This window comes from Bradyrhizobium sp. CSA112 (assembly GCF_029051645.1).
GTDB lineage: Bacteria > Pseudomonadota > Alphaproteobacteria > Rhizobiales > Xanthobacteraceae > Bradyrhizobium.
This window is the reverse complement of the sequence record NZ_JAACFS010000001.1, coordinates 1-15,940: the sequence shown is the minus strand read 5'-3', so window position 1 is coordinate 15,940 and position 15,940 is coordinate 1. Positions and strand designations below refer to the sequence as shown.

At 64.1% G+C, this 15,940-nt stretch carries 11 protein-coding genes and 1 pseudogene; 7 read left to right on the top strand and 5 right to left on the bottom strand.

The features are described from left to right. Positions 1-66: 66 nt before the first annotated feature. On the top strand, positions 67-1,032 hold the full coding sequence (locus GWE18_RS00060; protein WP_275183782.1) for an amidohydrolase family protein: 966 nt from the start codon (positions 67-69) through the stop codon (positions 1,030-1,032). On the opposite strand, the gene GWE18_RS00055 is transcribed toward GWE18_RS00060, so the two are convergent. From GWE18_RS00055 to GWE18_RS00045, 3 genes and pseudogenes are all read right to left on the bottom strand, one after another. Then, positions 1,020-1,931, bottom strand: coding sequence for a methylenetetrahydrofolate reductase (locus GWE18_RS00055; protein WP_275183781.1), 912 nt, complete (start codon positions 1,929-1,931; stop codon positions 1,020-1,022). The two genes, GWE18_RS00060 and GWE18_RS00055, sit on opposite strands and share 13 nt — an antisense overlap. Positions 1,932-1,946: 15 nt before the next feature. Further along, positions 1,947-3,317: a hypothetical protein gene (locus GWE18_RS00050; RefSeq protein ID WP_275184628.1), complete on the bottom strand. Its 1,371-nt coding sequence runs from the start codon at positions 3,315-3,317 to the stop codon at positions 1,947-1,949. A 276-nt stretch (positions 3,318-3,593) separates the two neighbouring features. After that, a pseudogene (locus tag GWE18_RS00045) lies at positions 3,594-4,992 on the bottom strand (CoA transferase). Positions 4,993-5,329: 337 nt separating this feature from the next. On the opposite strand from GWE18_RS00045, the gene GWE18_RS00040 reads away from it, so the two are divergent. From GWE18_RS00040 to GWE18_RS00015, 6 genes are all read left to right on the top strand, one after another. Continuing rightward, on the top strand, positions 5,330-6,100 hold the full coding sequence (locus GWE18_RS00040) for an SDR family oxidoreductase (RefSeq protein WP_275183780.1): 771 nt from the start codon (positions 5,330-5,332) through the stop codon (positions 6,098-6,100). Between the two features lie 441 nt (positions 6,101-6,541). Further along, positions 6,542-6,814, top strand: coding sequence for a PilZ domain-containing protein (locus GWE18_RS00035; protein WP_275183779.1), 273 nt, complete (start codon positions 6,542-6,544; stop codon positions 6,812-6,814). A gap of 350 nt (positions 6,815-7,164) precedes the next feature. Next, on the top strand, positions 7,165-8,142 hold the full coding sequence (locus GWE18_RS00030) for a hypothetical protein (RefSeq protein ID WP_275183778.1): 978 nt from the start codon (positions 7,165-7,167) through the stop codon (positions 8,140-8,142). Between the two features lie 89 nt (positions 8,143-8,231). Continuing rightward, positions 8,232-8,699: an MgtC/SapB family protein gene (locus tag GWE18_RS00025; RefSeq protein ID WP_275183777.1), complete on the top strand. Its 468-nt coding sequence runs from the start codon at positions 8,232-8,234 to the stop codon at positions 8,697-8,699. Positions 8,700-9,097: 398 nt separating this feature from the next. Then, on the top strand, positions 9,098-9,313 hold the full coding sequence (locus GWE18_RS00020) for a hypothetical protein (RefSeq protein WP_275183776.1): 216 nt from the start codon (positions 9,098-9,100) through the stop codon (positions 9,311-9,313). A gap of 236 nt (positions 9,314-9,549) precedes the next feature. Further along, positions 9,550-10,767, top strand: a complete 1,218-nt coding sequence (locus GWE18_RS00015) for an NAD(P)/FAD-dependent oxidoreductase (RefSeq protein WP_275183775.1) — start codon at positions 9,550-9,552, stop codon at positions 10,765-10,767. Positions 10,768-10,842: 75 nt separating this feature from the next. Here the strand turns inward: GWE18_RS00015 and GWE18_RS00010 are convergent, their stop codons facing one another. Both GWE18_RS00010 and GWE18_RS00005 read right to left on the bottom strand, forming a co-directional pair. Beyond that, positions 10,843-14,310 carry an error-prone DNA polymerase gene (locus GWE18_RS00010; protein WP_275183774.1) on the bottom strand — a complete coding sequence of 1,156 codons (3,468 nt, stop codon included), beginning with the start codon at positions 14,308-14,310 and terminating at the stop codon, positions 10,843-10,845. Then, a complete protein-coding gene (locus GWE18_RS00005) occupies positions 14,307-15,800 on the bottom strand; it encodes a DNA polymerase Y family protein (protein WP_275183773.1) in 1,494 nt (497 codons plus the stop codon). Before GWE18_RS00005 ends, GWE18_RS00010 begins: the two co-directional genes overlap by 4 nt. Positions 15,801-15,940: the final 140 nt, after the last annotated feature.

Here is a 15,940-nt window from a genome sequence, read left to right as displayed (position 1 = left end):
GGAGTTGACGGGCGACCACGCCCTGTCGAGACACCAATCAATAATAGAATCGCAGGGAGAACACCAATGCTGACGCGACGCAGTGTGATGCTCGCCTCAATCGCTGCCGGAGTGATCATGAACAACAGAACAGCCTCTGCCAAAGCGGCGCAGCCCGCGACGCCGGTGAATTTCGACGTGCCCGCGGGCGCCTGCGACTGTCACACCCACATCCATCCGGACCCTGAGAAATTCCCGTTCTTTTCCGGCCGCGTCTATACGCCCGAACTGGCCTCGCCCGAGGAAATGACCGCCCTGCACAAGACGCTGCACATGGAGCGCGTGGTGATCGTCACGCCCTCGATCTACGGCACCGACAACTCGGCCACGCTGTTCGGCATCGCGGCGCGAGGCCCGACCGCGCGCGGGGTCGCCGTGATCGACGACAAGACGTCGGAGAGCGATCTCGACCTCATGGGCAAGGCCGGCATTCGCGGCATCCGCCTCAATCTCGCAAGTGGCGGCGTCAATGACCCGAACGTTGGCCGCCCGCGCTTCACGGCCGCCGTCGAGCGCATGAAAGCGCGCGGCTGGCACGTGCAGCTCTATACCAATCTGGCGATGATATCAGCGATCAAGGATCTGGTCATGGCCTCGCCGGTGCCGGTCGTGTTCGATCATTTCGGCGGCGCCAAGGCCGCCCTCGGAGTCGAGCAGCCGGACTTTGCCGACCTCGTGGATCTCGTCAAATCGGGCAAGGCCTATGTGAAGATTTCCGGCGCCTACCGCGCCTCGAAACTGGCGCCCGACTACACCGATTGCATCCCGCTCGCCAAAGCGCTGATATCAGCCAATCCCGACCGCATCGTCTGGGGCACCGACTGGCCGCACCCGAATTCGGTCACGCCTGCGGGCAAGAAGATCACCGACGTCACGCCGCTGTTCCAGATCGACGACGGACGGCTCTTGAACCAGCTTCCGGTATGGGCGCCGGACGCGGCGATCCGCAAGAAGATCCTGGTCGACAATCCGGCGCAGCTTTACGGATTCTGAAACCCGGCGCGCGAGGCCGCGACACGCTCTGCAGGCCGGAGCACGTCGCGGTCGTAATCGCGCAGCCAGTTGCCGGCCTTGCGCAGGCCGCCGAATGGGAACAGGTGAAATCCCGCGATCGGCGCGGTCGCGGCCGCAGGGGCGCAACGCAGGCCCCTGAGGACATCGTCCGGCCCGGTATCCGTCAACAGCCGGCCGAACCGGCCGATCTGGGCCCGCAGCGCGCGCATCGAATTGCCGATGCCGCAGCGAAGCGCGAACTTGGTCAATGTCGCCGGCGTGGCCGGACCGGCCAGGCCGATGATGACAGGAAGATCAATGCCGGCGCGATCGAGCGCGCCGATCCATTGCAGGATCGGCATGCTCTCGAAGCAAAATTGCGTGACGACATCGACCCGCGTTCCGGTCCTCTGTCCCCACTCGCGCCACGCTTTGAGCCCCTGCAGCGCATCCGGCAGTCCGAGATAGGGATGGCCCTCGGGGTGACCTGCCAGGCTGACGGACGCAATCCCGTACGCCTCGATCAATCCGCTAGCGGCAACATCGCGCGTCGATTTGAACGGCCCCTTCGCCGCCGCGACATCGCCCGCGATCAGGAGGATCCGCGATACGTCGGCCTCGCCCCGCGCACGCGCCAGGAAATCGTCGAACGCCTCCCGTGAGGCCATTTCACGCGCCGCGATGTGCGGCACCGGATTGTAGCCGGCCCGGCGGAGCGCGGCAGCCGTTTCGACGTTGTGGCGATAATTGTCACCGGGCAGGAACGTGATGGTGACGTCCGTGCCTTCAGCGAAATGGTCGCGCAGTTCCGCGATCTGATGCCCGCGCGAGGAGATCTCGACTGATACGGACGACAGCAGCGCTGCTAGTCTGTGGGATGACTGATCGGAGACGGTCACGGGCGCCTCCCAAGGTCAAGCCGGCGCGCGGCGGCGCGAGATCACGTAGGTTTCGTCGTTGAACCACAGGCCGCCATGCTTCCTCAGCACGCGGTCGGTGGCTTCGAGGTAACGGCCGTCACGAACCACTTCCGACAACCTGTTATCCTCGATCTGCGCGACGTAGATCGCGGCGTTCCAGGCCGCGAACAGCGTCGATGTCCCGATCGGTCCGCTGACTTCGTCCGGCAGCGTGTGCATGTGGTAGCGGAAGATCGAGCGCGCGTCGGAGGACGCATTGAAACTGTAGTGCCGCGCCGCCGCGCCAAGCTCGTGCTTGACCTGGCGCAGGATCGCGTAACGGTCGGTCTTGAAGGGATCGTCGCCCGGCCAGACCTGATCGATGATCTCGATGCCGGGATCCCTTCCGTGCGAATGGATGCCGATCAGCCGTCCGCCTGGCCGCAGCGATTTGACCAGCGGCGTCACCACTTTCGAAGCCTTGAACTCGACGCTCGCCCGCGCCCGGTAAGGCTGCGAAGCGATGACGAGATCATAGTCGGCCATCACCCGGCCGGGCCGCGGCATGATCGGATCGAGCAGGAACGAATGATCCTCGCGCCGCAGCGTCAGGATGACCGGGCGCTGGTAGACCGGATTGCCCGTGGTCGGGCTGATGCCTGCGCGCCAGTGCTCGGCCAGGAACCCTTCGAGCTCGCCGATCTGCTCGGCAAAGCCGTGCGCAGTGTTGCCGGTCAGCGTGACATCCTTCCAGATCAGGCCCTGCGCCGATGTCACCGAGCGCGGCGTCAGCCACGGCGCCTCGCCGTAATACAGGTTAGTCACGACCAGCACGGTGGCGGGATGCTCGAACAGGCGGTCCGCCATCTTCTCCAGCATCAGGCGGACGTCTTCGTAGCTGATCTCTTTCGCCACCACGTAGAGCGGCATGGTAGGAAATCGCGCATGCACCGCCCGCATCACGCGTGACAGCACGGTGCCGTCGCCGACCCCGGCGTCGAAGATGCGAAGCGCCGGCGGCGCCGGCTGCAGATTGCCGAGCTCAAGCGAAATGCGGTTACCGACCTCGGACTTCTCGCTGCAGGTCGAGACGAACAGCAGGTATTTCTGGCGGTTGTCGAAGAATCGGAAGCCTGGTGGCGCGACGGCGTTGGCGGCGGCCGCGTCATTCAACGGTTTGGCTGACGGCGACGCTTCGCCGGCCGCTGCGGTCGAAGCGGGCCTGTGCTCGGACAGATACGCGCGGACCTTGTCGAGGGTGCCGGTCGTGATCCTGGCGCCGTCGCGCAGCCGCGACACCAGCTTGCCGTCGTTGACCACCAGCCGCCCGAAGGTCGATTCAGCGGTCTGCGTCTGACGGCAATAGTCACGGATTTCTCCGAGTATTTGCTCGGCGGTCGGCGGCGATTTGGGCGCCGACTTCGCCGGCTGCGTGTGGCCGTTCGATTGGCCTGTAGATCCCTGGCTTTCCTCGATCCGCACGGCTTGCTCCTGCGGGTTGTCCCTGCCGACATCAAGGGACCGCCGCAGGATCGCGTCAACCACAAACCGAGTGGGCAGGAAACATGGGCACGCGCCCACACGCCTCACCGCGCGTCGCGCGAGAACCGAGATCAGCCCCGGCAGCGTCACAGGGATGACGACCGGAGCCCGGCAAAAAATCTACGCCGGCCGCAGCCATTGCGGCGCGTGACTGCCGAGCGGCATGGCCGGACGGGCCCAAAATGCTGGGGTTTTCGACAAGATCGCCGAATGCCTGACCGAGCGCAGCGCACCAAAGCCGGACGGAATCTCCTCGATAAAGGGCATCACCGCCTCCCCCGCAAGATCAAGGGTGTTCAGTCCATCGGCGGTCCGGGCCGAGATTCCACAGCCAGCGTCCGGTCTGCGCCAGCGACACCTGGACGTGCCAGCTTCCGCCTTCACGCGCCTGGCGCACCTTGGCCATCATGGCGCCGAACGCCATGAAGTAGCCGGTAGCATGGTCGAGCATCTGCGCCGGCAATTCCTTCGGTCCGTCGACGCCGGCGGCCTGCCCCTCGGCATGGTTGAATCCGGTGGCGGTCTGCACCAGCGAGTCGAAGCCGCGCCGCGCGGCCCAGGGACCTGCGGCACCATAGGCCGACAGCGTGACGTAGATGATACCGGGATTGATGCGCGCGGCTTCCTCCGGCGAGAAGCCGAGACTGGCGATGGCGCGCGGCCGATAGCCCTGCGAGAAAATATCCGCCTGCGCCAGCAGCTTCCGCAACACCGCCCTGCCCTGCTCAGTCTTGAGTTCGACGAAGGTGGTCAGCTTGCCGCGCCCGGTGTCGATGGTGAGCCAAGGAATCACCGGCAGATCGGGGCCGGAAATCAGCAGCACGTCGGCGCCGTGCGCGGCGAGCGTACGCCCCGCGACGGGGCCGGCGATGACGCGCGACAAATCGAGCACGCGAATCCCTGCGAGCGGCCGATCGCCCTCAGGCCACGGCTTTGGCGGCGCCTCGCCGATCTTCGTGATCGAGATCAGCGGCAATCCGGCAAGCGCCCTGGCGTGCGGCAGCGCCGACCATTCGTCATGCGAGCGCATCAACGCGACGACACAGCCGCCGGCATAGGCTGCGGTCTCGAAGGCCTCGCCGTCCCGTTGCATCAGCGCGGCCTGCACCTCGTCGCGATCGGGCTTGCAGTTCAGCACCTTGCAGACCGCGTCGCGGTGATGCGGGAAGTTGGTGTGGAGGCGCACGAACCTGTTGTCGCGGGTTTTGTAGATACCGGCGATCGCGTCCCAGGCAGGCGGCGCCGGCTTGCCGTCGACGCGCAGATAACGCTCGCTCCGGCATTCGACCACGGCATGGCGCATATCGACCGCGACCTGCTGCGCCTCGCCGCTGCGCATTTTCCAGATCTCGGCCGCGGCGAGCGCGCTCGCGGCGACGCTGACCTGTGCGGCGGCCGCGACGCGAAACGAGGACGGCAGTTGCGGCTCGTCGCCGGACAGCGTGACCGCGTCGAGCGCGGAAGCCTCGCCCCCGGTAGAGGTCCAGATATCGGAAAGAATTTCGCGGGGGCTTTGCATCGGCCTTTCACTTTCCTGACGTCCTGTCCAACATCCCGAGCAATCGTAGCCCGGATGGCGCCTGAGCGAAATCCGGGACGGTCTTGCCAAGCAGGAGCCTCTGACCCGGATTACGCGGAGCCTGTCATCGGGCGCGCGTTCGCGCGACCCGTTGGCTCCATCCGGGCTGCGAAGCACTATCGTCATTGCGAGCGCAGCGAAGCAATCCATAGTTCAGCACGGGGATAGATGGATTGCTTCGCTGCGCTCGCAATGACGGCAAAGCGTTGGCGATTTGAGCTTTCGTCACAACCGTCATGACCGCTACAATGCGGCGGGACTACATAAGGACAACAAGATGGATCTGGGTTTGAAGGGAAGAAACGCCGTCGTACTGGGCGGCACGCGCGGCATCGGACGGGCGATTGCCACGACACTTGCCGCGGAAGGCGCCGGCGTCGCGGTCTGCGCGCGCAACGCCGATCAGGTCGCCAGCACGGTCAGCGCGTTGAAGGCGATGGGCGTGAAGGCGGCTGGCGCGGCCGTCGATATCACCGACGCCACCGCATTGAAGTCGTGGATCGCTGATGTCGCGCAGAACCTCGGCAGCCTCGACATGCTGTTTTCCAATGCCGGCGCGATGGCGCAAGGTGCCGATGCCGCCTCGTGGGAGCAGAATTTCCGGCTTGATGTGCTCGGCGCCGTCAACGCGTTCGAGGCGGCGCGTCCCTTCCTCGAAGCCGGCGGCGAGAGGAGCGGCGACGCGGCCTTCGTCATCATCTCGTCGGTTTCGGCGGCACAGGCGAGCAGCGCCAGCTCGTACGGCCCGATCAAGGCGGCGCTGATCCACATGGCCAAGGGGCTGGCGCGGCAATATGCGCCCAAGAAAATCCGCGTCAACGTGGTGTCGCCGGGCACGGTCTACTTCAAGGGCGGCATCTGGAACATGGTCGAGCAGAACACGCCCCAACGATACGAGGACACGCTCGCGCGCAACCCGACCGGCCGCATGGCCACGCCGCAAGAGATTGCGAACGCGGCGGTGTTCCTGGCGAGCCCGGCGTCGTCGTTCACCACGGGCTCCAATCTCGTCGTCGACGGCGCGATTTCGGAACGGGTGAATTTCTAGGGATCGAGCAGTTGTGTAGCAGACATCAGACCCTCATGGTGAGGAGGCGCGTTAGCGCCGTCACCGGACGATGCTCCGCATCGCCGGGAGAACCATGTGGCCCCGGCTGGTGCCATTCATCCTTTCGAGACGGCGCGGAGCCTGTCATCGGGCCGCGCTTCGCGCGGACCCGTTGGCGCCTCCTCAGGATGAGGTCTGGCAATGCGCAGGTGGGTGGAGCGAGCGATACCTATCATGGACTGGGCGGCAGGTTTCGGTGCGCTCTATCCACCCGTACCCTTCGCCGCCCCTGCAGCAGGACTGCGGGCGCTCAGCTTACAACTCGCAAAGCAAAACGAGTAAATTTGAATCGATAGACTAAGGGAACTTTACGAGGTTACCTTCATTCTGACGGCCTGTTTCGAAGACCCAGCCGGCTGGGTCCAACGACGGATGGGCAGGATGATTGTCGACGAGCAAAGGACAAAAGTGCAGCGCGAACCGCGACGCGAGCTGCGCAAACGGCCGACATGGGTGACGATCGACAACGGGATGACGAAGATTGAATGCGTCGTCCTGGATGTCTCGCCGGGCGGCGCCAAGATCGCGACCGATGCTGCGTTCGATGTCAGAGACAGCTTTCAGTTGGCGCTGGTGCCCGAACATACGACACGCCAGTCGTGCGAAGTGGTTTGGCGCCGGGGCAAGACCTATGGCGTAAAATTTCTGGCCTGAGAATCTGCGGCTTCGCGTCGCGATGTGGCCACCACCGTGGCCTCGTGGTTCTCCTGGCGATGCGAAGCATCGTCCAGAGACGGCGCTTACGCGCCTCCTCACCATGAGGTGAAACAGCTCAACCGCGCATCAAATCTTACGCCCAGCACCACCTTAGAACCTCATCCTGAGGAGCGGCGTCTTCGCCGCGTCTCGAAGGATGCAGGCCCGTCTGCGGCCTTCCGGCCCTCCTCGCCACCGGAGCGCCGTCCCAGCCCCGCACCCCGCCGCCCTACTCTTGTCGTGATTGGCTTCGACATGTGAATGTATTATTACATTCATATGTCAGTTCGATTACAGCGGAGCGGCGAATGAGCTTGGAATGGCAGGCGCGGTCAGGTTCCCTGGCCTGGTCAAATCCCGTGTCCTGGTGGTGGGGCCTGTTGACGCTGGTGAGCGGCGTCAATATCGCCGTTTGGTTCGTGCTGTATCGCGAGCTTCCCATCCAGCCGATCGGAATTGCCGGCGGCGCGTCCGGCATCGGGATCATGCTGCTGTTCTGCGCGGCATATGTTTTTGGCTGCGCCTTCAGGTCGTTTCTGCCGCGCGCGGACGTGCAGCGGATCTGCCTGTTCGACACCTGGCTGTCGAGCGTCATGGTCGGACGGTCGGTGGCGACCGTGGCCGAGATCTGCTTCGTGGCGCAATGGGCGATCATCCTGCACCAGCTCGGCACCATGACCGGCGCGGAAACGACCGTGAATGCAGCGTGGGTGATCGTTCCGCTGATCCTGATCGCGGAATGCCTGTCATGGTATGCGGTGCTGACCAGGAACTATCTCGGCAACGCCATCGAAAATTCGCTATGGGCGGTTGCGTTTTTTATCATCGGCGTGGGTCTTTGCCGCCTGCTTCCGGAATTCAACGGTGCGGTTCGCGTGGTGCTCGCCGTCGCCATCGCGGGCATTGCGGGCTTTCTGGCGTTTCTGATGACGATCGACGTCCCGATGTACCTGAACCGTTGGCGGACCGGAGATGCCGACGGCGACAAGCGCCTGACGCCCCGCGAGGGCCTGCGCGATGTGACCACGCGCTGGGTCGTGACGCACGACATTGCCGAGTGGAAGGAAGAGATCGCCTGGATGTCGCTTTATTTCAGCCTGGCGGTTTGGTCGAGCCTTGCGCTGTGCGTGTTCTACTCGCTGGAAAATCACCTGCCGCGCTATCGGACCGGGGCGGCCATCGTGAGCGTATCGCCTGACGCAATGGCCGGCCATGGTGCGAGCGGCGCCGTGCCGATCATGAACGTTTCCGCGGCGGAAGCGTTGGGGAAGAACGCGGCGCCGTAATTCCATCGTGGTGCCCGCTAAAGCCTTACGTCGTGTGGCGGGCGTGCGTCTATCGCCGGCGTGGGGCTTTGGTTTCACGAGGGCAAGCTTTGGACAGATTTCAGATAGGCGTTCATTTTGTGGCGCTGGCGGCGGCCTTCGCGCTGGCCGTTCCGATCGGCTGGGACCGCGAGAAGCGGGCGCGAAGCGCAGGCCTGCGGACCTTCCCGCTGGTGGCGCTGGCAAGCTGCGGATTTATCCAGGCCAGCGAACACCTCATGGTGAACTCACCCGACGGCATGTCGAAGGTGATCGAGGGCGTGATCACCGGCATCGGCTTCATCGGCGGCGGCGCGATCCTCAAACATGGGACGACCGTGCAGGGCACCGCGACGGCTGCAAGCCTGTGGGCCACCGGCGCGATCGGCGTTTCAGTCGGGCTCGGCAGCTACGACGTCGCGGTGATGATCGCCGTTTTTACGTTCCTGACGCTGAGGCTGCTGACACTGATCAAGCAGGAAGACGATCTTGGGGACGGTGGCAAGAGCGACCGTACGAGCGATCCCAAGCCGGATTGAGCCCAGGTTTTCCTGATGCACCGGGACTGGTCGCGAAGGAGCAATCCGACGCATACGATGCATAACAGTCACCGCACCGTGAAGCTGTTTCGCCGCTCGCGGACCGCATGAAATATTCTGCGCCCCGCTCGAAACCATTTTCTTGACCGACGAAGAACTCCCGAAACGATATCGTCGTAACGTGATCGTCTGATCAGACAGTGGAGTCGGTCATGCGGATGATCATCGACATACTCTACCGGGAATATTGCCGGGCCCGGTTACAGGAGATGCGCAGGCTCACCCTTTCTCGCTGAAGCTCAACAGGGCGCGAGCAATCTGACGCAGCCGGCACTGCCGACTTGCAATAAACCGAAATCAGGGATCATCTTGTCGGACCGTCATCGAAGGAGAAAGTTATGCAGCCATCGACAGACGATCTGCTGATACGCCAGATTAGTGCCCTGGTATCAGCGACCGCTGACGCAGCATCCACCAGCAGGGAACACGTTCCATTCATGGAAGCCAGGCTCTACGAAACCCTGGCTGCCTATTGCGCCGAAAAGCAGAAGCTCGCAGCAACATTTGCCAGAAGTGGAGCCGGAAAGACGCGCACCGGATTGGTCTACTGGTAGATTGGAACCAGCGGATCATTGTGAGAAGCCACATACTTTTTAGATTGCCCTCACGCCGCGCCGCGCCCGAGGGGATGCGCGTTGGCCCGTCCCCTCCAACCTGCCCAGCCCCGATCGCCTTCCGTCCGTGACCAGGTGGTTAGCTGACCAGTCGCTCGGTTCCGGGGGTCCGGCACCGCGATCAGTCAGCCTGGCTGCCATGAACCGGCACGAAGAACTTTTGCAAGGAGGTTCCGATGGGCAAGGCATTCGACGTGATTGTCGTGGGCACGCGCTGCGCCGGCTCGCCGACAGCGATGTTGCTGGCGCGCAAGGGGTACCGCGTGCTGGCGGTCGACCGCGCTTCATTCCCGAGCGACACCGTCTCAACCCATCTTGTGAATCCCCGCGCCGTGAATGCGCTGGCGCGATGGGGGCTGCTCGACCGGCTGGTGGCGACCGGATGCCCGCCGATCCACACCTACTCCTTCGACTTCGGCGCCTTCACGATTGCCGGCGCCCCCGGCACGGACAAGGATGCTGTTGCCTACTGCCCGCGGCGGACAATCCTCGACAAATTGCTGGTCGACGGCGCCGCCGAATCCGGTGCGGAGATCCGTCAGGGATTCATCGTCGAGGAAATCATTGTCGAGGGAGAGCGCGTCGTCGGCATCAAGGGTCGATCGAAGCACGGCGGCGCCGTTACGGAGCATGCCGGAATTGTCGTGGGCGCTGACGGCCGGCACTCCATGCTGAGCGAGGCGGTTCACCCTGAGCATTACCGCGAGAAGCCACCTTTATTGGTGGGCTATTACAGCTATTGGAGAGGGCTGCCCACCCACGGCCGCTTTGAAACCTTTGTCCGCGACAGGCGCGCATTTGCGGCGATGCCGACCCATGACGACCTGACGCTCGTCATTGCCGGATGGCCTTACGCGGAGTTTGCGGACAACAAGAGGGATATCGAGGGCAATTATTTGAAAGTAATCGAGCTGGCGCCAGACTTTGCCGGGCGGCTGCGTAACGCAACGCGCGAAGCACCGTTCGCCGGGGCGGCGGTGTCGAACTATTTTCGCAAGCCTTACGGCCCCGGCTGGGCGCTCGTAGGCGACGCCGGCTATAACAGGGACTTCATAACGGCGCAGGGAATTCTCGACGCCTTCCGGGATGCCGAACTCTGCGCGACGGCAATCGACCAATCGTTGTCGGGCGCGCGGCCATTCGAGGGCGCGATGGGTGAGTATCAGCGCATCCGCGACGCGGAAGTTGGGGCGATGTATGATTTCACCTGCGACCTCGCAACGCTTGAGCCGCCGCCACCGGAGTTGCAACAGATCCTTGGCGCGGTTCACGGCAACCAGGCCGCCATGGACGGCTTTGCGCGCATGAACGCCGGCACGATATCGCCGACCGAATTTTTTGCGCCTGATAACGTTGAGGCGATCTTCGCCGCTGCCGGCAGAGCTCAAGGATGAGTGCATCGTAAAGAGCAGCGTCGGCTTTCACACCTGAAGGCAGAGCTGCCATGGATGGCGACCGTCGCAGTTAGATCAATGAAAATCCCGTGAGGGCGGCAGGATGCGGACGTCGCGCGGGTGGCGGATTTTTTGGGCGGGCGTGTCAGCGTGGTCGCGGCGGTCGTCGTTGAGCGGCTCGACCAGCGCAGGGCCCACCGGCACCGGATGTTTGCGGCTCAGTGCATCGTTGGCGAGTCCGATCAGGTCGTGGGAGCGGTCGAACATCCGCTGTGCCACCAGATGCGTGACGTGTTCCGGGCTGCTCTGGATATAGCCCTCGACCAGGATGAGGCGGGCGCCCATCACCTCTTTCCGGTACTGCTCCATCACCTTGGGCCACACCACGATATTGGCGATGCCGGTTTCGTCCTCGAGCGTCATGAAGACGACGCCCTTGGCGCTGCCCGGGCGCTGCCGCACCAGCACCACGCCGGCGCAACTGATACGGCGCTTGTCGTTTTTGTGGTTGACGTCCTTGCAGGGGACGACGCGCTCTTTGGTGAACCTCTCGCGCAAGAATTCCATCGGGTGGCCCTTCAGCGATAGCCGCACCGTCTGATAATCGGCGACCACCTGCTCCGGCAGCGGCATCTCCGGCAATGGCTTTGCGTTCTCGTCGGGCTGCTCGCGGGCGACAGCAGCCTGAAACAGCGGCAGCGGAACATCGTCGGGCAGCCGCCGCACCGCCCAGAGTGCCGCGCGGCGGTCAAGCCCGATGGAGCGAAACGCATCGGCATCGGCCAAGAGGATCAGCGCGCGCTTCGGCAGGCCGGTGTCGCGGGCGAACTCCTCCAGCGAAGTAAAGGGACGGCGTTTGCGCGCGGCGACGATGCGGTCGGCCCAGTCGGCTTCTCCGCCGTCATTCCGGGATGGTGCGTTAGCACCAGACCCGGAATCTCGAGGTTCCGGGTTCGTCGCTATCGCGACGCCCCGGAACGACGATGAGCCCCTCCGGAACGACAACTGGCTCTGCTTCAACCGCTCCTCGTCCTCATCAACCCAGCTAAAGCCGTCGATCTGGCGGAAGCCGAGCCGCACCGCGCAATACTTCCCGCTCCCCTCCTCCAGCGTGTTCTGCGCAAAGCTGTAGGACACGTCGATCTCGCGGACCTCGACGCCGGTCTTGCGGGCGTCGCCGACGATCTGCGCGGGCGCATAGAAGCCCATCGGCTGCGAATTGAGCAGGCCGCAGCAGAACGCATCTGGGTGATAATGCTTCAGCCATGACGAGATATAGACGAGCTGGGCAAAGCTCGCGGCATGGCTTTCCGGAAAGCCGTAACTGCCAAAACCCTTGATCTGGTCGAAACAGCCCTTGGCGAATTCGGGATCGTAGCCGCGCGCGATCATGTTGCCGATCAGCTTGGTCTCGTACGTGCCGATGGTGCCGAGGTTGCGGAAGGTCGCCATCGAACGGCGCAAGCCATTGGCCTCTTCGGATGTGAACCTGGCGGCCTCGATCGCGATCCGCATCGCCTGTTCCTGAAATAGCGGCACGCCGAGCGTCTTGTGCAGCACGCGATACAATTCATCAGGCGGACCGTGCTCGGGCGCCGGCGACGGATAGCTCACCTTTTCCTGGCCGTTCCGCCGCCGCAGATATGGATGCACCATGTCGCCCTGGATCGGCCCGGGCCGCACGATCGCGACCTCAATGACGAGATCGTAGAAGGTGCGCGGCTTCAGCCGCGGCAGCATGTTCATCTGGGCGCGGCTCTCGACCTGGAACACGCCGAGCGATTCACCGCGGCACAGCATGTCGTAAACCGGCTTCTCATCCTGCGGGACGGTAGCGAGCTCCCAGCGTTCGCCCTTGTGGTCGGCGATCAGGTCAAAGCATTTGCGGATGCAGGTCAGCATGCCCAGCGCCAGCACGTCGACCTTCATCATGCTCAGCGCGTCGACGTCGTCCTTGTCCCATTCGATGAAGGTGCGGTCGTCCATTGCGGCGTTGCCGATCGGGACATAGGTGTCGAGCCGGTCCTGCGTCAGCACATAGCCGCCGACATGCTGCGACAGATGGCGAGGAAACTCGATCAGCTCGGTGGCGAGCTCGACCGCGAGTTCGACCATTGCATTCTGGGGGTCCAGCCCGGCCTGGCGAACCTGCATCTCATTGAGGCCCTTGCCCCAGCTTCCCCACACCGTGTCGGCGAGCGCTGCGGTGACGTCCTCGGTCAGCCCCAGCGCTTTGCCGACATCGCGGATCGCGCTGCGCGGGCGATAATGGATGACGGTCGCGATGATCGCGGCGCGGTGGCGGCCGTAGCGGCGGTAGACATATTGCATCACCTCTTCGCGCCGCGAATGCTCGAAATCGACGTCGATGTCGGGCGGCTCCAGCCGCTCCTTGGAAATGAAGCGCTCGAACAACAGATCAACCTTGGTCGGATCGACCGAGGTGATGCCGAGCACATAGCAAACGGCCGAGTTCGCCGCCGATCCCCGCCCCTGGCACAGGATGTTCTGGCTGCGTGCGTAATGGACGATGTCGTGCACGGTCAGGAAATAATGCGCATATTTCAGTTCGGCGATCAGCGCGAGCTCTTTGCGCAAGGTGGCGCGCAGCGTGTCCGAGATCTCGCCGCCGAAATATTTGTCGACGCCGGCCCAGGTCAGGTCTTCGAGATGCTGCTGGGCGGTCTTGCCCGGCGGCACCGGCTCGTCCGGATACTGGTATTTGAGCTGGTCGAGCGAAAAGCTGATGCGAGAAGCAAAGCGCATGGTTTCCGCGACGGCCTCGGGAAGATCGCGAAACAGCCGCGCCATTTCATGAGGCGGTTTCAGGTAGCGCTCGGCATTGGCCTCGAGACGCCGACCGATGGCGTCGATGGTGGTCTTCTCTCTGATACAGGTGAGTACGTCCTGCAACGGGCGGCGGGCGGGATGGTGGTACAGTACCTCATTGGTCGCCAGCAGCGGCACCTTTGTCGCAAGCGCCAGACGATTCAGCCGCGCCAGCCGGCGCTTGTCGTCGCCGCGGTAGAGCAGGCTTGCGGCAAGCCACACGCCATCGGCGCGGCTCTCCTTCAACCGCTGTAGAATTTCCTGCGCGCCCGCGGCGTCGAAGCGGTGCGGCAGCGCCAGCACCAGAAGCTGGCCTTCGGCGAATTCCAGCAGGTCATCGAACCTCAGATGGCACTCGCCTTTCTCGATCCGCGTGATGTCGTCGCCGCGCTTGCCGCGGGTGAGCAACTGGCAGAGCCGGCCGTAAGCGGCCCGGTCGCGCGGATAGACCAGAATGTCGGGCGTGCCGTCGATGAAGACGAGACGCGCGCCGATCAGGAGTTTTGGTTTGTAGCGGACCTCGGGATTATCGAGTTCCTTGTAGGCGCGCACCACGCCGGCCAGCGTGTTGTGGTCGGCGATGCCGATGGCGGGAATGCCGAGTTCGCTTGCCTGATGCACATAGGCGCGCGGATCGGAGCCGCCGCGCAGGAATGAGAAATTGGTGGTGATGCCGATTTCGGCATAGCCGGGAATGTTCACGGGGCCGTTCATGCGAATAGTCCATGCACGAACCATCTGACCGAGGCGGGCTCGCCTTCCTCGTCCGCCGGTTCGCTTTCATAGAGCCCGTCGCGAAAGATCCAGAAGCGCAAGCCCGCTTCATCCTCGATGCGGAAATAGTCCCGCGTCGGACCATCGCCGTTTTGCTTCCACCATTCCATGGCGATGCGCTCGGGCCCCTCCACCCGCACCACCGCATGGGTGACGCGCCGCCAGGTGAATTGATGCGGCGGGCCGTCGGGCACGGTTGCAAACGGCACTTTGATGGGCTCCGGCTTGTCGAACAGCCGCAACGGACGCAGCGGCGGCTCGCTTTCGATGCGCTCCGGCCATGCCGCCTGCGTTGCCGCCGCCAGATGATGCTGCGCCGGCACGGCCAGCACGGCGCGCTCAGGGATGTGGGTATCCTCGGGCAGATGCACGACGACACGCTTTCCGCCGATGCGCGCGGCGATGCGGTCGATCAGCGCGGAAAGCTCGTCATTGTCATGGACGTTGGCGTCGAGATCGCGCTGCTGCTGCACCACGATCTCGGTGTGGCTGGCGGACAACCTGATCAGATCGAAGCCGAAGCCGGGATCGAGGGGATCATTGAGCGCATCGAGCCGCTCGCGGAACAGACGGTCGATCACATCAGCTCTTGTCACCGGACGTCCGGTATCGACCGAGATCGTGCGCACCGCGCCGTCAGTGCGGAAGAAACTTGCTTCCAGCCGCCGCGCGCCTTTGCCCTGCTTGTCCATCGCCGTGATCAGCATGCCTGCGAGTGCGGACAGGTTGATCGCGATCACGGTGTCGGTGGTAACAGGATCGGGAAAGCGTTTCTCGACGATATAGTCCGGCAGCGGTTTGCGCGGGCTGATCGGCGCATCGCCCTGCCCCAGCGCCTGCTCCAACAGCGTCGTAAAACCTGCGCCGAACCGCGCCGTGATTTCGTGGCGACCCCGCGAGGCGACGTCGCCGATGGTTTTCAGGCCGGCGCGGCGCAGGCCGGCGGTGATGGCATCATCAGCGCCGAGCGCGGATACCGGCAGCGGAGCGACGGCCGCGGCCTCCTCGCCATCGGTAATGATTTTCCCCGGCGCGTGCCGCGTCAGGGTGCGAGCGCAGATCGCGGTGGAGGCGATCGCGGCGCTGACAGTAAAGCCGCGGCGGGTCAGCGCGCCGCTCATGATCTGCAGCAGCGCGCGCTCGCCGCCGAACAGATGGGCGCAACCGGTGATGTCGAGATAGAGCCCATGCGGCGGATCGAGCGCCACCAAGGGCGTGAAGCGGTCGCACCAGTCGGCGATGTCTTCGAGCGTCTTGCGGTCGGCGACCTCGTCGGCGTCAAACACCGTCAGCTCGGGGCAGATCGCGCGGGCATTGGCGAGCGGCAGGCCGATTGAGAGGCCGGCGCGGACGGCAAGATCGTCGAGCGCGTAGATCAGGATGGCGTTGTGCTGCTTGGCGACGACGACGGTGGGCCAGGCTTGCGTCATCTCTAAAGTATGACTCGCGGCGACACCCCCACCCCAACCCTCCCCCGCAAGCGGGAGAGGGAGCCGACTGTCTGTGTCGTGGGAGATATCAACCGGCGCGACGGTGCCGTTCCCTCCCCCCTTGCGGGGGAGGGCTAGGG